This is a genomic window from Frigidibacter albus (assembly GCF_009908165.1).
GTDB classification, from domain to species: Bacteria; Pseudomonadota; Alphaproteobacteria; order Rhodobacterales; family Rhodobacteraceae; genus Frigidibacter; species Frigidibacter albus.
Map to the genome: position 1 here is coordinate 155,991 of NZ_JAAAUC010000006.1, position 16,752 is coordinate 172,742.

At 68.0% G+C, this 16,752-nt stretch carries 18 protein-coding genes; 13 read left to right on the forward strand and 5 right to left on the reverse strand.

Translation table 11 applies throughout. The annotated features are described in order from the left end of the window. Positions 1-52 precede the first annotated feature (52 nt). The 4 genes from mtgA (at position 53) to GVY41_RS11080 (ending at position 3,114) form a co-directional block, all read left to right on the forward strand. Positions 53-796 carry a monofunctional biosynthetic peptidoglycan transglycosylase gene (gene mtgA / locus GVY41_RS11065; RefSeq protein WP_373283295.1) on the forward strand — a complete coding sequence of 248 codons (744 nt, stop codon included), beginning with the start codon at positions 53-55 and terminating at the stop codon, positions 794-796. 53 nt (positions 797-849) lie between these two features. Next, the gene (gene fzlA / locus GVY41_RS11070; protein ID WP_161346395.1) at positions 850-1,515 is read left to right on the forward strand and encodes an FtsZ-binding protein FzlA; all 666 of its coding nucleotides are present in this window, start codon (positions 850-852) and stop codon (positions 1,513-1,515) included. Further along, a complete protein-coding gene (queG, locus tag GVY41_RS11075) occupies positions 1,496-2,554 on the forward strand; it encodes a tRNA epoxyqueuosine(34) reductase QueG (protein ID WP_161346397.1) in 1,059 nt (352 codons plus the stop codon). The genes fzlA and queG overlap by 20 nt, the downstream gene beginning before the upstream one ends. A gap of 362 nt (positions 2,555-2,916) precedes the next feature. After that, complete coding sequence (locus GVY41_RS11080; RefSeq protein WP_161346399.1) at positions 2,917-3,114, forward strand: hypothetical protein; 198 nt, start codon at positions 2,917-2,919, stop codon at positions 3,112-3,114. Here GVY41_RS11080 and GVY41_RS11085 read toward each other — a convergent pair. Further along, positions 3,105-3,545: a MarR family winged helix-turn-helix transcriptional regulator gene (locus GVY41_RS11085; protein WP_161346401.1), complete on the reverse strand. Its 441-nt coding sequence runs from the start codon at positions 3,543-3,545 to the stop codon at positions 3,105-3,107. The genes GVY41_RS11080 and GVY41_RS11085 overlap by 10 nt on opposite strands. Positions 3,546-3,647: 102 nt before the next feature. Between GVY41_RS11085 and GVY41_RS11090 the strand changes: the two genes are divergently transcribed. Beyond that, positions 3,648-4,076, forward strand: a complete 429-nt coding sequence (locus GVY41_RS11090; protein WP_161346403.1) for an organic hydroperoxide resistance protein — start codon at positions 3,648-3,650, stop codon at positions 4,074-4,076. Positions 4,077-4,136: 60 nt separating this feature from the next. Here GVY41_RS11090 and GVY41_RS11095 read toward each other — a convergent pair whose 3' ends face one another. Continuing rightward, entirely contained in the window at positions 4,137-5,006 is an 870-nt protein-coding gene (locus GVY41_RS11095; RefSeq protein ID WP_161346405.1) for a branched-chain amino acid aminotransferase, read from the reverse strand. Between the two features lie 197 nt (positions 5,007-5,203). On the opposite strand from GVY41_RS11095, the gene GVY41_RS11100 reads away from it, so the two are divergent. The 6 genes from GVY41_RS11100 (at position 5,204) to GVY41_RS11125 (ending at position 10,931) form a co-directional block, all read left to right on the forward strand. Continuing rightward, the gene (locus tag GVY41_RS11100) at positions 5,204-5,716 is read left to right on the forward strand and encodes a MarR family winged helix-turn-helix transcriptional regulator (protein ID WP_161346407.1); all 513 of its coding nucleotides are present in this window, start codon (positions 5,204-5,206) and stop codon (positions 5,714-5,716) included. Between the two features lie 5 nt (positions 5,717-5,721). Next, positions 5,722-6,429, forward strand: a complete 708-nt coding sequence (locus GVY41_RS11105; RefSeq protein WP_161346631.1) for a response regulator — start codon at positions 5,722-5,724, stop codon at positions 6,427-6,429. A 125-nt stretch (positions 6,430-6,554) separates the two neighbouring features. Beyond that, positions 6,555-6,791: an exodeoxyribonuclease VII small subunit gene (locus GVY41_RS11110; protein ID WP_161346409.1), complete on the forward strand. Its 237-nt coding sequence runs from the start codon at positions 6,555-6,557 to the stop codon at positions 6,789-6,791. Then, complete coding sequence (locus GVY41_RS11115) at positions 6,792-7,658, forward strand: polyprenyl synthetase family protein (protein WP_229726031.1); 867 nt, start codon at positions 6,792-6,794, stop codon at positions 7,656-7,658. A gap of 36 nt (positions 7,659-7,694) precedes the next feature. Further along, positions 7,695-9,614 (forward strand): 1-deoxy-D-xylulose-5-phosphate synthase, encoded by a 1,920-nt coding sequence (dxs, locus tag GVY41_RS11120; protein ID WP_161346411.1) that lies wholly within the window; start codon positions 7,695-7,697, stop codon positions 9,612-9,614. A gap of 102 nt (positions 9,615-9,716) precedes the next feature. Then, positions 9,717-10,931 carry an MFS transporter gene (locus tag GVY41_RS11125; RefSeq protein WP_229726030.1) on the forward strand — a complete coding sequence of 405 codons (1,215 nt, stop codon included), beginning with the start codon at positions 9,717-9,719 and terminating at the stop codon, positions 10,929-10,931. Positions 10,932-10,991: 60 nt separating this feature from the next. Here the strand turns inward: GVY41_RS11125 and GVY41_RS11130 are convergent, their stop codons facing one another. From GVY41_RS11130 to GVY41_RS11140, 3 genes are read right to left on the reverse strand one after another with little or no spacing between them, the layout of a single operon-like run. Next, positions 10,992-11,876 carry an SDR family oxidoreductase gene (locus GVY41_RS11130; protein ID WP_229726029.1) on the reverse strand — a complete coding sequence of 295 codons (885 nt, stop codon included), beginning with the start codon at positions 11,874-11,876 and terminating at the stop codon, positions 10,992-10,994. 27 nt (positions 11,877-11,903) lie between these two features. Next, positions 11,904-12,197 (reverse strand): Rdx family protein, encoded by a 294-nt coding sequence (locus GVY41_RS11135; protein ID WP_161346415.1) that lies wholly within the window; start codon positions 12,195-12,197, stop codon positions 11,904-11,906. Between the two features lie 49 nt (positions 12,198-12,246). Then, entirely contained in the window at positions 12,247-13,230 is a 984-nt protein-coding gene (locus GVY41_RS11140) for a DNA topoisomerase IB (RefSeq protein ID WP_161346417.1), read from the reverse strand. 215 nt (positions 13,231-13,445) lie between these two features. Between GVY41_RS11140 and ade the strand changes: the two genes are divergently transcribed. Further along, complete coding sequence (gene ade, locus GVY41_RS11145; RefSeq protein WP_161346419.1) at positions 13,446-15,251, forward strand: adenine deaminase; 1,806 nt, start codon at positions 13,446-13,448, stop codon at positions 15,249-15,251. Continuing rightward, positions 15,248-16,732, forward strand: a complete 1,485-nt coding sequence (locus tag GVY41_RS11150; protein WP_161346421.1) for an AMP nucleosidase — start codon at positions 15,248-15,250, stop codon at positions 16,730-16,732. The genes ade and GVY41_RS11150 overlap by 4 nt, the downstream gene beginning before the upstream one ends. The last annotated feature ends 20 nt before the right edge of the window (positions 16,733-16,752 follow it).

Here is a 16,752-nt window from a genome sequence, read left to right on the forward strand (position 1 = left end):
CGCGGTCAGCGGCGACTTGACCCTCCGCAGCCGCCTGTGACTTATGCGAAGGATGGCAATGGCACCCGGATCCAGATCAGCGAAGCCCGGCACCGGGCGCGGCAAGCGGCGCGCGGCTCCGCAGCCGCTGCGTGCGCGTGCGCTGCGCTTCGCGCTGCAGTGGGTGGCGCGCGCGGCGATGGCGGTGCTTGCGCTGGTGGTGGCCTTCACCGTCATCAACCCGATCTGGACGCCCTACATGATCTCGGAACGCCTCCGGCTGGGAAGCCTGCAGCGTGACTGGGTCAGCATGGAGGAGATCGCGCCGGTGATGGCGCGGGCGGCGGTTGCGGCGGAGGATGCGAATTTCTGCCTGCACTGGGGCTTTGACATGGCGGCGATCCGCAAGGCGCTGGACGAAGGGCGCCAGCGCGGCGCCTCGACCATCAGCCAGCAGACCACCAAGAACGTCTTCCTGTGGCAGGGCCGCAGCTGGCCGCGCAAGGCGGCAGAGGCCGTGCTGACCCCGGTGGTGGAGCTGGTGTGGTCGAAGCGGCGGATCCTCGAGGTCTATCTGAACGTCGCCGAGATGGGTGAGGGCATCTTTGGGGTGGAAGCCGCGGCGCAGGCGTATTTCGGCGTGTCGGCCGCAAATCTGACGGCGGTGCAGGCGGCGCGGCTGGCGGCGGTGCTGCCGAACCCCAAGGCGCGCGATGCCTCGGCCCTGCCGCAAGGGCTGCGGCAGCGGGCGGCGGGAATCGCCGATGGGGCGGCAACGATCGGCGCGGACGGGCGCGCGCGCTGTTTCGAGGATTGAACCCAAGGCCCCCGGGGTCTATCACCCGGGGATCCACAACCCAGAGTATGCTTATGGTCCGCCTCTATCATGTTGCGCTGTCGCCCTTTTGCCGCAAGGTCCGCCTGACGCTTGCCGAGAAGAAGATCGAGGTGGAGCTGGTCGAGGAACGTTATTGGGAGCAGGGGCCGGATTTCCTGCGCCGCAACCCGGCGGGCAAGGTGCCGGTGATGAAATGGGACAACCGCACCATGTCGGAAAGCCAGGCGATTTGCGAATGGCTGGACGAGACCATTCCGCAGCCAGCCCTGGTGCCGCGCGACCCCGATGCGCGCTACGAGGTGCGGCGGCTGTGCGCCTGGTTCGACGACAAGTTCCACGGCGAGGTGACGTCGAAGCTGCTGTATGAGCGGGTGAACAAGAAGATCATGGGTCTGGGCTACCCGGATTCCAAGGCCGTGAAGGCCGGCTCGGTGCGGATCAAGTATCACCTCGACTACATGGGCTGGCTGCTGGAGCAGCGGCGCTGGCTGGCCGGGGATGCGATGACGCTGGCCGATTTCGCGGCGGCGGCGCATCTGAGCTGCCTCGACTACAACTCCGACGTGGACTGGAACCGCTCGGCCCCGGTGAAGGAGTGGTACGCCAAGATCAAGTCGCGCCCCTCGTTCCGGTCGCTGCTGGCCGATCAGGTGCCCGGCTTCCCGCCGCCGGCGCATTATGCCGATCTCGACTTCTGACCGCCCCGGCGCTGCGCTGAAAGCGCGGCTGGAGGCGCAGGCCTTGGCCGAGGGTTTTGCCAAGATGGGCGTCTGCGCGCCGGATGCGGTGCCCGAGGCGGCGGGGCGGCTGGCGGCCTTCGTGGCCGAGGGGCGGCACGGGCAGATGGGCTGGATGGCCGAGCGGATGGGCTGGCGCGGTGACCCGGCCGCGCTGTGGCCCGAGGCGCGGTCGGTGGTGATGCTGGCCGAGGTCTATACGCCGGGGCACGATCCGCTGGCGGTGCTGGAGCGGCCGGAGCGCGGGGCGGTCAGCGTCTATGCGCAGGGCAAGGATTACCATGATCTGGTGAAGCGGCGGCTGAAGCGGGTCGGGCGCTGGCTGCTGGATCAGGCGGTGGACGGCGAGGCGATCAAGGTCTTCGTCGATACCGCGCCGGTGATGGAAAAGCCGCTGGCGCAGGCGGCGGGGCTGGGCTGGCAGGGCAAGCACACCAATGTTCTGGGCCGCGATCTGGGCAGTTGGTTCTTTCTTGGCGCGATCTTCACGACGGTCGACCTGCCCAAGGACGCGGCGGAGCCGGAGCGCTGCGGCAGTTGCACCGCCTGCCTTGATATCTGCCCGACGCGGGCGTTTCCGGCGCCCTTCCAGCTCGACGCGCGGCGCTGCATCTCCTACCTGACCATCGAGCACAAGGGCCCGGTGGACCCCGAGCTGCGGGCGCTGATGGGCAACCGGATCTATGGCTGCGACGATTGCCTGGCCGTCTGCCCCTGGAACAAGTTCGCCCAAGACGCGACCGAGATGGGCTATACCCCGCGCGAGGCAGAGCCGCCGTTGCTGGCCGATCTGGCGATGCTGGATGACGCGGGGTTCCGCGCGCGCTTTGCCGGCAGCCCGATCAAGCGGATCGGGCGGGACCGGATGGTGCGCAACGTGCTCTATGCGATTGGCAATTCGGGGGATGTGGGTCTGAGGCCGGTGGCCGCGGGGCTGACCGGGGATGCCGATGAGGCGGTGGCCGATGCGGCGCGGTGGGCGCTGGGGCGGTTGGCGTAGGGGCGGTGGCTAGCCGCGCTTGGTATGGCGAAGGCCATCGCCTTCGCCACGCGGTGACTTTTCAGCTTGCACCGGACGGGCCCCCAAAGGGCCCGGACAGCGCCCGCCCCGCCCTCGGCGGGCGCTGTCCTCATACGGTCTCGTGCGGCTGATGGGACAGGGAGACATGCCGCGCACGGGCGGGGCGAGGCAGTGCCTCGCCTTGTCCCGCCCGAACCGGGCGGTGGGAAGTCCGTAAAAGGCTCGGAACAGATATCAGCCGAAACACGACCTTCGGGCCATAAGGGCTAGGCGCTGCGGGGATTCGGCCCCATGTTCGAAGGGTGGCCGACATGGCCGCGTGACGACCAAAGGAGGAGATCATGACCCGTCATATCGCCGATCGCCGCAGCCCGCCCGAAGCGGGCCGGACGAAACAATTCATCGAGCTTGCGCGCCGCGAGGGCAGCGAAGGCTCGCATCCGGCCACCCAGGCCCTGCTGCGCCGCCCGCGGCTTGGCGGCGAGACGGCCCGGCGCATGAAGGAATTCCTGCGCATCGAGCGCGGCCATCAGGCCTGATCGTTCTCGCGCAGGATATCGCGCAGGGTGACGATGCTGGCGCGCAGGGCATCCAGCGCCTCGCCGGTCATGCGGGTTTTATCGCCGATGGCGCGGGAAAACCCGGCCGTTTCCTGCTGTAGCGCGCGGCCAGCTTCGGTGAGCGTCAGGCGCACCTGACGCTCATCCTCCGGATCGCGGGTGCGCACCACGAGCCCGGCGGCCTCCATCCGTTTGAGCATGGGGGTCAGTGTGTTGCTTTCCAGATGCAGCGCGGCGCCGATCCTGCTCATCGTCTGATCGTCCTCGGCCCAGAGCAGGGTCAGGACCAAGAACTGCGGATAGGTCAGGCCCGCCGAGTCCAGCATCGGCTTGTAGGCCGCCTGCATGGCGTGATTGGCCGAGTAGAGCGCAAAGCACAGCATCTGCGGCAGGGGCGGGCTTTCTGTCATGCCTCAAGAATAGATCGCCTGCGATTCTTTCGCAAGGGATTGACTCTTGGCCGGCTACCTATATCGTGCGCGATACAATCGCAGGCGATAAGGGGAACGCACATGGTCAAGGACGTGGTTTACCGCACGGTGGCGGAAGCGAAGGGCGGCGGGCGCAACGGCACATCGGCGACGCTGGACGGCGCGCTGGCCGTCACGCTGAGCGTGCCGGTGGAGATGGGCGGCGACGGGAAGGGCAACAACCCTGAGCAGCTGTTCGCAGTGGGCTATGCCGCCTGCTACATGGGCGCGATGCGCTTTGCCGCCAGCAGCGAGAAGATCGGCGAGGTTCCGGCCGATGCCACGGTGCAGGCGCAGGTCGGCATCGGCCCGCGCGCCGAGGGCGGCTTTGGCATTGCGGTGACGCTGAAGGTCAGCCTGCCGGGTGTGGACCGGGCGGTGGCCGAGCGCATGGTGGAGCGCGGGCATTTCATCTGCCCCTATTCCAACGCCATCCGCGGCAATGTGCATGTGGTGACGATTCTGGAATGACCGAAACGACAAGGGCCCGGCTCCATGCGGAGCCGGACCCTTGTTTCCCACGCCATTGCCTCAGGCGCGGACCAGCTTCTCGTAGCTTGCCGCCACGTCCAGCGTCAGCGCCCCGACCTCGAAGCTGTAATCGCCGATCTGGCCGACGGGGGTGACTTCGGCGGCGGTGCCGGTCAGCCAGCACTGTTCGAACCCTTCCAGCTCTGCCGGCATGATATGCCGTTCGTGGACGGTGACGCCCTTCTCTTTCAGCATCCCGATCACGGTCTGGCGGGTCAGGCCGTTCAGGAAGCAATCGGCCAGCGGGGTATGGACCTCGCCATCCTTGACGAAGAAGATGTTGGCGCCCGTCGCCTCGGCCACATAGCCGCGATAGTCGAACATCATCGCATCCGAGCAGCCCTTGGCCTCGGCCGCGTGCTTGGACATGGTGCAGATCATGTAAAGCCCGGCGGCCTTGGCGGCACTGGGGATGGTTTCGGGCGAGGGACGCTTCCACTTGGCGATGTCGAGCCTGGCGCCCTTGGTCTTGGCGTCGCCATAGTAGTTGCCCCATTCCCAGCCGGCGATGGCCAGGCGAACCGGGTTGCGCTTGGCCGAGACCCCCATATCCTCGCCCGAGCCGCGCCAGGCAACGGCGCGGACATAGGCATCGGTCCAGCCATTGGCCTTCAGCATCGCGTATTTCGCGGCTTCGATTTCCTCGACCGAGAAGGGGATCTCCATGTCGAGAAGTTCTGCCGAGCGGCGCAGGCGTTTGCTGTGCTCCACCCCCTTGAAGATGCGGCCATTGTAGCAGCGCTCGCCCTCGAATACCGAGGAGGCGTAGTGCAGCGCGTGGGTCAGGACGTGGACGGTGGCGTCGCGCCACTCGACCATCTTGCCGTCCATCCAGATCTTGCCGTCGCGGTCATCATAGGCCCCGGCCATGTCGAACCCTCCTTGCGGCACCGGCCGCTTTGTCGCCTGCGGCATCTGCCGCATTATCGAATGTTGCGTGCGCAAGGTCCGCATCGGACATAAAGTTGCGCAAATTGCCGGGTTGAGCTACCAATTGATTCTTGGAAAGTCAACAAGGCTGACTTAAAACAGAGGCAATCAGAAAAAACGTGAACCGGAGGAGCGTGATGGCGGAAGGTGGAGGCGCGGCCAGCCCGGGCGGCGAGAGCCTGCTGTTCCTGACCGACGAGCAGCTGCGCAAGGGCATCGAGGCGATGTTCTTCGCCTATCGCGGCTTCACGGCCGATCCGGACCGGATTCTGGAAACCCGCGGCTATGGGCGCGCGCATCACCGCGCCATCCATTTCATCAACCGCCAGCAGGGCCAGACCGTGAACACGCTGCTGGCGATGCTGGGGGTGACGAAGCAGAGCCTGAACCGGGTGCTGCGTACGCTGATCGAGGACGGGCTGGTGGAAAGCCGGGTCGGGCGCAAGGACAAGCGCGAGCGGCATCTGTTCCTGACCGAGGATGGGAAGGCGCTGGAACGCTCGCTGTCCGAGGCGCAGCGGGTGCGGATGCGGGCCGCCTACCGCTCGGCCGGGCCGGCGGCGGTGGCGGGGTTCCGGCAGGTGCTGGAGGCGATGATGGACCCGGACCTGCGCCGGCATTATCAGGCGATGAAGGATAGCGGGACATGAATGGCGTGAATGCCCCCGACGCGCATCTGCTGATCGTCGATGATGATGAGCGGATCCGCGGGCTGTTGCAGAAGTTCTTGGCGCGGAACGGCTTTCTGGTGACCGCGGCGCGGGATGCCGCCCATGCGCGGCGGCTGCTGTCGGGGCTCGACTTCGACATGATCGTTCTGGACGTGATGATGCCGGGCGAGGACGGGATCAGCCTGACCCGCGACCTGCGCCGCAAGATGACCGTGCCGATCCTGCTGTTGACCGCCAAGGGCGAGACGGCCGAGCGGATCGAGGGGCTGGAGGCAGGGGCGGATGACTACCTTGCCAAGCCGTTCGAGCCCAAGGAGCTGCTGCTGCGGATCAACGCGATCCTGCGCCGCGCGCCGCAGGCTGCCGCCAAGGGGCCGAAGTTCATCCATCTGGGCCCCGTGCGCTATGACCTTGACCGGGGCGAGCTGTGGCAGGGCGATGCGCTGGTGCGGCTGACCGCGACCGAGGCGGCGTTGATGCGGATCTTTGCGGGCAAGGCCGGCGAGCCGATCTCGCGGCAGACGCTGGTCGAGGAGCTGGGGCGCGACAAGGGCGGCGCGGCCGAGCAGGCGCAGGAACGGGCGGTGGATGTGCAGATCACCCGGCTGCGGCGCAAGATCGAGGGCGACCCGAAGGAGCCGCGCTATCTGCAGACGGTGCGGGGCGCGGGCTATATGCTGATGCCGGAGTAAGGGGGGCGCTGCCCCCGTCCGCCGTTGGCGGACTCCCCCGGGATATTTGGAAAAGGCAAAGGGGCAGGTGGCCCTGCGGGGGCCGGGGCGCTATATCGGGGCGGCATGAGAGAAGGAGCGGCGGCATGGGCGAGATTGCAGCGATGAGCTTCGAGGAAGCGATGAAAGAGCTTGAGGCGGTGGTCGGCAAGCTGGAGCGGGGCGATGTGCCGCTGGAGGATTCGATCAAGCTGTATGAACGCGGCGCCGCGCTGAAGGCGCATTGCGATGCGCGGCTGAAGGCGGCCGAGGAGAAGGTGGCACGGATCACCCTGGGCGCCGATGGCCAGCCTGCGGGGCTGACGCCGGTCGAAGGGCTGTAAGTGTTTCCGGAGCGGCTGGCACAGGCGGCGGAAGAGATCGGCGGTGCGCTGGAGGCTGCGCTGGCGGGCAAGGCCGACCAGCCGGTGGTGGAGGCAATGCGCTATGCCCTGCGGGGCGGCAAGCGGCTGCGCGGGTTCCTGGTGCTGGAAAGCGCGGCGCTGCACGGGATCAGCCGCGCGGCGGCCCTGCCGGCGGCGGCGGCGGTCGAGGCGCTGCATGCCTATAGCCTGGTGCATGACGACCTGCCCTGCATGGATGATGACGACCTGCGCCGCGGCCAGCCCACCGTGCATGTGCGGTGGGACGAGGCGACGGCGGTGCTGGCCGGGGATGCGTTGCAGACGCTTGCCTTCGAGCTGTGCTGTGACCCGGTGCTTGGCCCGGCCGAGCGGCGGGTGGCGCTGGTGGCGGCGCTGGCGAAAGCGTCCGGGGCCGAGGGCATGGTGCTGGGGCAGGCGCTGGACATTGCCGCCGAAAGCGCCGCTGCGCCGCTGACGCTGGAGGAGATCACCGCCCTGCAGGCTGGCAAGACCGGCGCGCTGATCGGCTTTGCCGCCGAGGCAGGGGCGATCCTGGCAGGGGCAGACCGCTTGCCGCTGCGGGCTTATGCGGAGGCGTTCGGGCTTGCCTTTCAGATTGCCGACGACATCTTGGATGTGGAGGGCGACCCCGAGGCGGCGGGCAAGCGGCTTGGCAAGGATGCCGGCGCGGGCAAGGCCACCTTCGTGTCGCTGCTGGGGCTGGAGAGGGCGAAGGCCCGCGCTAAGGACCTGGTAACCATGGCCGAGCTAGCCTTGGCCCCCTATGGTGCGGCAGCGGAGACCTTGCGGGACGCGGCGCGCTTCGCTATCGCCCGGCAAAGCTGAGACCGCCAGCGCAGGCTGGCGAGGGAAAGGGCCGTGATGACCGACCGACCGAAGACCCCGATGCTGGACCGCGTGCATGTGCCCGCGGATCTCAAGGCGCTGTCCGACCGCGAACTGCGGCACCTGGCTGATGAGCTGCGGGCCGAGACCATCTCGGCGGTATCGGTGACGGGCGGGCATCTGGGCGCGGGGCTGGGGGTGGTGGAGCTGACCGTGGCGATCCATGCCGTCTTCGACACGCCGCGCGACAAGCTGATCTGGGATGTGGGCCATCAGTGCTATCCCCACAAGATCTTGACCGGGCGGCGCGAGCGCATCCGCACCTTGCGGATGAAGGACGGGCTGTCGGGCTTTACCAAGCGATCTGAATCGCCATTCGATCCGTTCGGGGCGGCGCATTCCTCGACCTCGATCAGCGCGGCGCTTGGCTTTGCGGCGGCGCGCGACCTTGGCGGCGATGCCGGCGATGCCATCGCGGTGATCGGCGATGGCGCGATGAGCGCGGGCATGGCCTATGAGGCGATGAACAATGCCGGGCACCTGAAGAAGCGGCTGTTCGTGGTGCTGAACGACAATGAGATGTCGATTGCGCCCCCCGTCGGGGCGATGTCGGCTTACCTCACGCGGCTTTACTCCGGGGCGCCGTTCCAGGAGCTGAAGGCGGTGGCCAAGGGCGCCGTCAGCCTGCTGCCCGAGCCTTTGCAGGAAGGGGCGCGGCGCGCCAAGGAGATGCTGAAGGGCATCGCCGTCGGCGGCACATTGTTCGAGGAGCTGGGCTTCAGCTATGTCGGCCCGATCGACGGGCATGACCTGGACCAGCTGCTGCCGCTGCTGCGCGCGGTGAAGGCGCGGGCGACGGGGCCGATGCTGATCCACGTGATCACCCGCAAGGGCAAGGGCTATGCCCCGGCCGAGCGCGCTGCCGACAAGGGCCATGCGACCGCCAAGTTCGATGTGGTAACCGGCGCGCAGGTGAAGGCGGCGTCGAATGCGCCGGGCTATACCAAGGTCTTCGCGCAATCGCTGATCCGCGAGGCCGAGGCCGACAACCGTATCGTGGCGGTGACGGCGGCGATGCCGGATGGCACCGGGCTGAATCTGTTTGCGGAACGCTTCCCGCGCCGCTGCTTCGACGTGGGGATCGCCGAGCAGCACGCGGTGACCTTTGCCGCCGGGATGGCCGCGGGCGGGATGAAGCCGTTCTGCGCGCTTTATTCCACCTTCCTGCAGCGCGGCTATGACCAGGTCGTGCATGACGTGGCGATCCAGCGGCTGCCGGTGCGCTTTGCCATCGACAGGGCGGGGCTGGTGGGCGCGGATGGCGCCACCCATGCCGGGGCCTTCGACGTGGCCTTTCTGGCCAACCTGCCCGGCTTCGTGGTGATGGCCGCGGCGGATGAGGCGGAACTGGTGCATATGGTGGCGACGGCGGCGGCGCATGACGCCGGCCCCATCGCCTTCCGCTATCCGCGCGGCGATGGCACCGGGGTCGAGATGCCGGAGCGGGGCGTGCCGCTGGAGATCGGCCGCGGCCGGATCATCGCCGAGGGCGGGCGCGTGGCGATCCTGTCCTTTGGCACGCGGCTGGCCGAGGTGATGATGGCGCGCGAGGCGCTGGCGGCGCGGGGGCTGGCGCCCACGGTGGCCGATGCCCGCTTTGCGAAGCCCTTGGACCGGGAGCTGATCCTGCGGCTGGCGGCAGAGCATGAGGCGCTGATCTGCGTCGAGGAAGGCGCGGTGGGCGGTTTTGGCAGCCATGTCGCGCAGCTTCTGGCCGAGGAAGGCGTGTTCGACCGCGGGCTGAAATTCCGCTCGATGGTGCTGCCGGACACATTCATCGACCAGATGAGCCCCGAAGACATGTATGCCGTGGCCGGCATGAACGCCCCGCTGATCGAAGCCAAGGTGCTCGAAGTGCTGGGGGTTGCGGTGGCGGGCGCGCGCAGCCGCGCCTGAACCCGCATCCGGGATGTTGCAATCCGCGCCGCGGCAGGCCACATCTGCCGCGGGGAGGAACCGGGTGCGCCGCGCGCGCATCCGCTTCAAGGAGCATCCGACTTGGCCGATCCGACCTACCCGCCCCTGCAAGAGGCGCTGAGTGCCGCGCCGACGGTAGACCCCCGCATCGTGCTGTTCGCGCTCGCCATGGGCGGCTTCACCATCGGCACCACCGAGTTTGCGGCGATGGCGCTGGTCCCCTATTTCTCAGCCGGGCTTGGCATTGACGAGCCGACCGCCAGCCATGTGATCAGCGCCTATGCGCTTGGCGTCGTGGTCGGCGCGCCGCTGATCGCGGTGTTCGGGGCACGGGTGGCGCGTCGCAGCCTGCTGATCGGGCTGATGGTGATCTTTGGCCTCTTCAACCTGATGGCGGCGATGGCGCCGACCTATGGCACGATGCTGGCGGCGCGGTTCCTGGCCGGGCTGCCGCATGGCGCCTATTTCGGGGTGGCGGCGCTGGTCGCGGCCTCTGTCGTGCGGCCGAACCAGCGGGCGCAGGCGGTGGCGCGGATCATGGTCGGGCTGACGGTGGCGACGGTGATCGGGGTGCCCTTCGCAAGTTTCCTTGGCCAGACGGTGGGTTGGCGCTGGGGCTTTGCGCTGGTGGGGGTGCTTGCGGCCACGACCGCGGCGCTGATCTGGGCCTATGCGCCGCGCGATGCCGGCGATCCCGGCGCGCGGCCGATGCGCGAGCTGTCGGCGATTGGCAATCGGCAGGTCTGGCTGATGCTGGCGGTGGGGGCGGTCGGGTTCGGCGGCTTCTTTGCGATCTACACCTATACCGCCTCGACCATCCTCGAGGTGACGCAGGCCCGGCCGGTGATGGTGCCGGTGGCGCTGGCGGTGTTCGGCGTGGGGATGACGCTGGGGACACTGGCGGCCGGTTGGGCCGCCGACCGCGCCCCGGTCAGGACCGGGTTCTTCCTGCTGCTGTCGAGCGCGGCGCTGGCGGCGATCTATCCGATGACGACGGGCTCGCTGGCGACCTTGCTGCCGATGCTGTTCCTGATCGGGATGACCGGCAGCCTTGGCACGGTGATCCAGACCCGGCTGATGGATGTCGCGGGCGATGCGCAGACGCTGGCCGCCGCGCTGAACCATTCGGCCTTCAACGTGGCGAATGCGCTTGGCCCCTGGCTCGCGGCGCAGGTGCTGCTGGCGGGGTACGGGCTGCCCGCCACCGGCTATGTCGGCGTGGTGCTGTCGTTGGCCGGCGCCGTGATCTTCGCCGCCGCGGTACTGGACGCGCGGCGTGGCAAGGGCTGGGGCTAACCCCTTTCCCCTTTGCCTTTTCCAAATATCCTCGGGGGTGCGGGGGCAGACGGCCCCCGCTCAGCCCTCGGCCGCCAGCAATGCCGCCAGCCCTTCGCGGTAGCCCGGATAGAGCAGCTTCACCCCCAGACCCTGCTTGATGCGGTCGTTCCTGACCCGCTTCGACTCGGCATAGAAGCTGCGGGCCATCGGCGACATCTCGGCCTCGTCATAGCGCAGGGCGGGGGGCAGCGGCAGGTCAAGCAGGGTTGCTGCGTGGGCGATCACATCCTCGGGCGGGGCGGGTTCGTCGTCGCAGACGTTGTAGACGGTGCCGGGCGCGGGGTGGACGATGGAGGCGGCGAGGACCTGCGCGATGTCGTCGACATGGATGCGGCTGAACACCTGACCGGGCTTGATGATGCGGCGGGCGGTGCCGTCGCGGACCTTGGCGAAGGGGCCGCGGCCGGGGCCGTAGATGCCGGCGAGGCGGAAGATGTGCAGCGGCAGGCCGGAGGCGGCAGCGAGGGATTGCCATTCGGCCTCGGCCAGGACGCGCGCCTTGCCGCGGCGGGTGGCGGGGGCGAGCACGCACTCCTCATCGACCCAGCCGCCGGCATGATCGCCGTAAACCCCTGTTGTGGAAAGATAACCTGCCCAGGCGATGTGCGGGGCAGCGGCGATTTCATCGCGGTGGGCGGCCAGAACCGGGTCGCCATCTTCCTCGGGGGCGATGGAGGTCAGGAGGTGGGTCGCCTCGGCCAGCGCGGGGGCGATGGGGGTGCCGGGCCAGATCAGCGGCTCGATCCCGGTGGCGCGCAGCGCCTCGGCCTTGGCGGCAGAACGGGTGGTGCCGATGATCCGCCAGCCTTGCGGTAGCAGCAGGCGGGCGAGGGCCTGCGCCGAATAGCCGTGGCCGAGGGAGAGGAGGGTGCCGGGGCTGCTGGAAATATCTGGGTTCGTCAAGGTCATGCCCCCTATGTTGCGGGCAGTTTACGCGCTTGGGGACGTGCGGTCGAGATGGCCAAGATCGCGGTCCGGTGCGATGACGTCGCGGACCCTTTGTTTCAGCGCGCGGGCATCGGGGAAGCCGCCGTCGCGCTTGCGCTCCCAGATCACGGTGCCGTTCACCTGCACCTCGAACACGCCGCCGGTGCCGGGGATCAGGGCAACGGAGCCAAGGTCATGGCCGAAGGTCTGCAGCAGTTCCTGCGCCATCCAGGCGGCGCGGAGCAGCCAGTTGCATTGGGTGCAATAGGCGATGGTGACGGCGGGGGCATCAGGCATGGCGGGCTCCTTTGCGGCAGGATGGGCGCGCGGGCGGAGCTGCGCAAGCCTATCCATCCAGCAGGCGAAGCAGGGCGCGTTCGGGGAGGCGGAGGCCCTGGGAAGGGGGGAGGTCTGCGGCCAGTGCTGCGCGTTTGTCCAGTGAATGTGATGAAAAGTCAATGACTTGCGGGTGGATGTAGCTGCCGCGCGCGACGGTGGGGGTGTTGTGCAGGCGCGATGCCGCGGCCTGCGAGAGGCTGCGTATGGTGGGTTTCTCTTCGGAGAGGGCAGCCTCCAGCGCCGCGACGGAGCCGTTCCAGGTGCGGAAGGTCTTGGCCGTGGCGCCCGCATCGCCGACCAGATCCGCCAGACGGGCGTTGACCTGATCCGAGGTGACGGGGCGGGTGGTGCCGTCGTCATCCACCCATTTCGCGAGGCTCTGGCCGGGAAGATCGTCCAAAGCGGTTAACACCCGGTTGAGGGTGCGGTCCGCGACGGCGGCGCGGACGCGCTGGCCGCCCTTGGCGGTGTAGTCGAGGCTGAGACCGGAGGCGCTGAGCTTCAGGTGCTTGCGGCGCAGGGTAGTGGCGCCGAAACTGCCGTTCAGGCTGGCATAGGCGGGGTTGCCGACGCGGATCGACAGGCGGTCGATCAGCAGCAGCACGGCGGCGATGGCGAAGGCCTGGTCGCCCGCCTCGCCCTGCAGGTCGCGCAGGATGGCGCGGCGGATGCGGGGCAGGGCGGCGCCGAAAGCGGGCAGGCCGGCATACTTCTTCTCGGCCTGAAATGCAGTCCAATCAGGGTGATAGCGGTATTGCTTGCGCAGTCGGGCATCGCGGCCGGTGGCTTGAAGATGGCCATCGGGGCGCGGGCAGATCCACACATCCTCATAGGCGGGGGGCACGGCAAGGGCGGCGATCCGGGCGCGCTCGGCGGTGGCTGAGATGGTGGTGCCGTCGGGGGCCAGGTAGGAAAAACCGCGGCCGCGGCGCAGGCGGCGGATGCCGGGTTCGGTGTCGGGATAGTAGATCAGGGTGGGGCGGGGGGACATCGGCAGCGGCTCCTGCAGGGGCCACGGCGAAACCCGCGAGGTGCGTGGCGGGTTCCGAGCGGCCTGCGGGGGCGATGTGGAAACCATGCAGAACCCATACATATGTCATATGTAAAGGAAATCTGTCGGGCATTCGGTCCCGGTCCCTAGGCCGCACGCCGCCACGTCGTCAGATCGTCACTTGCAAGCCTTGCCGCGGTGAGAGAAGTTTCGGCATGGAACAGTCGAATTTCCCGCTGAAAAGCTGGGCGGACGCCGCCCCCCGCCTGATCGCCATTGCTGCCGGACGCGAGGCCGCCGATCTGGTGGTGCGCGGCGGGCAATGGGTCAACGTCCACAGCCGCGAGGTGCTGCCCGGCCATGACATCGCGGTGGCCGACGGGCGCATCGCCTATGTCGGCCCGGATGCGAGCCATTGCATCGGGCCCGAAACCGAGGTGATCGAGGCGGAAGGGCGCTTCATGATCCCCGGCCTCTGCGACGGGCACATGCATATCGAAAGCGGTATGCTGACGCCGGCGGAGTTTGCGGCGGCGGTGATCCCGCATGGCACCACGACCATGTTCACCGACCCGCATGAGATTGCGAATGTGCTGGGGCTGGCCGGCGTGCGGATGATGCATGACGAGGCGCAGATGCAGCCGGTGAACATCTTCACCCAGATGCCAAGCTGTGCGCCCTCGGCCCCCGGGCTGGAGACGACGGGATACGAGATCACCGCCGATGACGTGGCCGAGGCGATGCAGTGGCCGGGCATCATCGGTCTGGGCGAGATGATGAACTTTCCGGGCGTGATCGCCGGCGACCGCAAGATGCTGTCGGAGCTGAGCGTGACCCAGCGGGCGGGCAAGACCATTGGCGGGCATTATGCCAGCCCCGATCTGGGCAATGCCTTCTCGGCCTATGTTGCGGGCGGTGCGGCGGATGACCATGAGGGCACGTCCGAGGCCGATGCGATTGCGCGGGTGCGGCAGGGGATGCGGGCGATGCTGCGGCTGGGCTCGGCCTGGTATGACGTGGAAAGCCAGATCACGGCGATCACGCAGAAGGGGCTCGATCCGCGGAACTTCATCCTGTGTACCGATGATTGCCATTCGGGCACGCTGGTGAACGAGGGGCACATGAACCGGGTGGTGCGCCATGCCATCGCCTGCGGCTGTGACCCGCTGATCGCGTTGCAGATGGCCACGATCAACACCGCGACGCATTTCGGGCTGGAGCGGGATCTTGGCAGCCTGACGCCGGGGCGGCGGGCGGATATCATCCTGACCTCGGACCTGGCCAAGTTGCCCATCGAGCGGGTGATCGCGCGCGGGCGCACCGTGGCGATGGACGGCAAGCTGCTGGTGGAGTGCCCGCATTACGACTGGCCCGAGGAGGCGCGGGCCACGGTGCGGCTTGGCAAGGCGCTGGAGGCGGCGGATTTTGCGATTGCGGCGCCGGAGGGGGCGAACACCGTGACGGCCAAGGTGATCGGCGTGGTGGAGAACCAGGCGCCGACCAGGGCGCTGACCGCGGAACTGGCGGTGGTGGACGGGTTCGCGCAGCCCGATGAGGGCAAGGGCGTGGCGCAGATCGCGCTGGTGGAGCGGCACCGGGGCACCGGCAAGGTGGTGAACGGCTTCGTGTCGGGCTTTGGCTATACGGGGCGGATGGCGATTGGGTCCACCGTGGCGCATGACAGCCACCACATGATCGTGGTTGGGACCGACCCTGAGATGATGGCGGCGGCGGCGAACCGGCTGGGCGAGATCGGCGGCGGGATCACCGTCTGGAAGGACGGGGAGGAGATCGCGCAGGTGCCGCTGCCGATTGCGGGCCTGATGAGCGACAGCCCCGCGGTGGAAGTGGCGGCGAAGGCGGACCAGATGGTGGCGGCGATGGCGACGTGCGGCTGCACCCTGAACAACGCCTATATGCAGCATTCGCTGCTGGCGCTGGTTGTGATCCCCGAACTGCGGATTTCCGACCTCGGGCTGGTGGATGTGACGAAATTCGAACTGACGGGGCTGTTTGAATGAGCGGGCTGGACCATACGTTGCCGGTGGAAACGGCGCCGGTGCGCGCGGCCGAGAGCTTTACCGACCCCGAGGCGGCGGTGGCCCGGCTGGAAGAGCTGTATACCGAGGCGACGGAGTTCCTGCTGGACGGGTTCAACCGCACCCTGACCGGGGGGCGGCCGGGGGCGCGGATGCGGGCCTTCTACCCGGAGGTGCGGATCACCACGTCGAGCCACATGAAGGCCGACAGCCGGCTGAGCTTTGGCCATGTGGCGGTGCCGGGGACCTATTCGGCGACGATCACGCGGCCGGATCTGTTCCGCAACTATCTGGTGCAGCAGCTTGGGCTGCTGATCCGCAATCACGGGGTGCCGGTCAGCATCGGCCCCTCGACCACGGCGATCCCGGTGCATTTTGCGGTGGCGGGCAATCCGTCCGTCGCGGTGCCGCAGGAGGGGGTGCTGAGCTTCTCGCTGCGCGATGTGTTCGACGTGCCGGATCTGGCGACGATGGATGATGATATCGTCAATGGCACCAACCTGTCGCATCCTGACGGGTCTGGCCATCTGGCGCCGTTCACGGCGCAGCGGGTGGACTACTCGCTGGCGCGGCTGTCGCATTACACGGCGACCACGCCCGAGCATTTCCAGAACCACGTGCTGTTCACCAACTACCAGTTCTATGTCGATGAGTTCGAGGCCTTTGCCCGCTCGGTGCTGGCGGACCCTGACAGCGGGTATGAGGCGTTCGTGGGGCCCGGCAACATTTCGGTCACCACGGCCGACGGGGCGCTGCCGCTGCTGCCGAAGATGCCACAGATGCCGGCCTATCACCTGAAGCGCAAGGATGGGCAGGGGATCACGCTGGTGAACATCGGCGTCGGCCCGTCGAATGCCAAGACTGCGACCGACCATATCGCGGTGCTGCGGCCCCATGCCTGGCTGATGGTGGGCCACTGTGCCGGGCTGCGCAACAGCCAGAGCCTTGGGGACTTCGTGCTGGCCCATGCCTATCTGCGCGAGGACCATGTGCTCGATGCCGACTTGCCGGTCTGGGTGCCGATCCCGGCGCTGGCCGAGATCCAGATCGCGCTGCAGGAGGCGGTGGCCGAGGTGACCGAGCTGGAGGGGTATGAGCTGAAGCGGATCATGCGCACCGGCACCGTCGCCACCATCGACAACCGCAACTGGGAGCTGCGCGACCAGTCGGGCCCGGTGCAGCGGCTGTCGCAGTCCCGCGCCATCGCGCTGGACATGGAAAGCGCCACCATTGCCGCCAACGGGTTCCGGTTCCGGGTGCCCTATGGCACCTTGCTATGCGTCAGTGACAAGCCGTTGCATGGCGAGCTGAAGCTGCCGGGGATGGCGACGGAGTTCTACCGCACCCAAGTCAGCCGCCACCTGCTGATCGGGGTGCGGGCGATGGAGCGGCTGCGCGAAATGCCGCTGGAACGCATCCATAGCCGCAAGTTGCGTAGTTTCGAGGAAACAGCCTTCCTCTGAAGCCGGGAAAACTGGGCAAA

What these genes read in the sequence shown, in the direction of transcription:
- queG (WP_161346397.1), top strand. Translation starts at nt 1,496, where the DNA reads ATGCCGATCTCGACTTCTGACCGCCCCGGCGCTGCGCTGAAAGCGCGG.
- GVY41_RS11135 (WP_161346415.1), bottom strand. Translation starts at nt 12,197, where the DNA reads ATGCCTGATGCCCCCGCCGTCACCATCGCCTATTGCACCCAATGCAAC.
- dxs (WP_161346411.1), top strand. Translation starts at nt 7,695, where the DNA reads ATGACCGACCGACCGAAGACCCCGATGCTGGACCGCGTGCATGTGCCC.
- GVY41_RS11110 (WP_161346409.1), top strand. Translation starts at nt 6,555, where the DNA reads ATGGGCGAGATTGCAGCGATGAGCTTCGAGGAAGCGATGAAAGAGCTT.
- GVY41_RS11095 (WP_161346405.1), bottom strand. Translation starts at nt 5,006, where the DNA reads ATGGCCGGGGCCTATGATGACCGCGACGGCAAGATCTGGATGGACGGC.
- GVY41_RS11080 (WP_161346399.1), top strand. Translation starts at nt 2,917, where the DNA reads ATGACCCGTCATATCGCCGATCGCCGCAGCCCGCCCGAAGCGGGCCGG.
- GVY41_RS11090 (WP_161346403.1), top strand. Translation starts at nt 3,648, where the DNA reads ATGGTCAAGGACGTGGTTTACCGCACGGTGGCGGAAGCGAAGGGCGGC.
- ade (WP_161346419.1), top strand. Translation starts at nt 13,446, where the DNA reads ATGGAACAGTCGAATTTCCCGCTGAAAAGCTGGGCGGACGCCGCCCCC.
- fzlA (WP_161346395.1), top strand. Translation starts at nt 850, where the DNA reads ATGGTCCGCCTCTATCATGTTGCGCTGTCGCCCTTTTGCCGCAAGGTC.
- GVY41_RS11140 (WP_161346417.1), bottom strand. Translation starts at nt 13,230, where the DNA reads ATGTCCCCCCGCCCCACCCTGATCTACTATCCCGACACCGAACCCGGC.
- GVY41_RS11100 (WP_161346407.1), top strand. Translation starts at nt 5,204, where the DNA reads ATGGCGGAAGGTGGAGGCGCGGCCAGCCCGGGCGGCGAGAGCCTGCTG.
- GVY41_RS11085 (WP_161346401.1), bottom strand. Translation starts at nt 3,545, where the DNA reads ATGACAGAAAGCCCGCCCCTGCCGCAGATGCTGTGCTTTGCGCTCTAC.
- mtgA (WP_373283295.1), top strand. Translation starts at nt 53, where the DNA reads ATGGCAATGGCACCCGGATCCAGATCAGCGAAGCCCGGCACCGGGCGC.
- GVY41_RS11150 (WP_161346421.1), top strand. Translation starts at nt 15,248, where the DNA reads ATGAGCGGGCTGGACCATACGTTGCCGGTGGAAACGGCGCCGGTGCGC.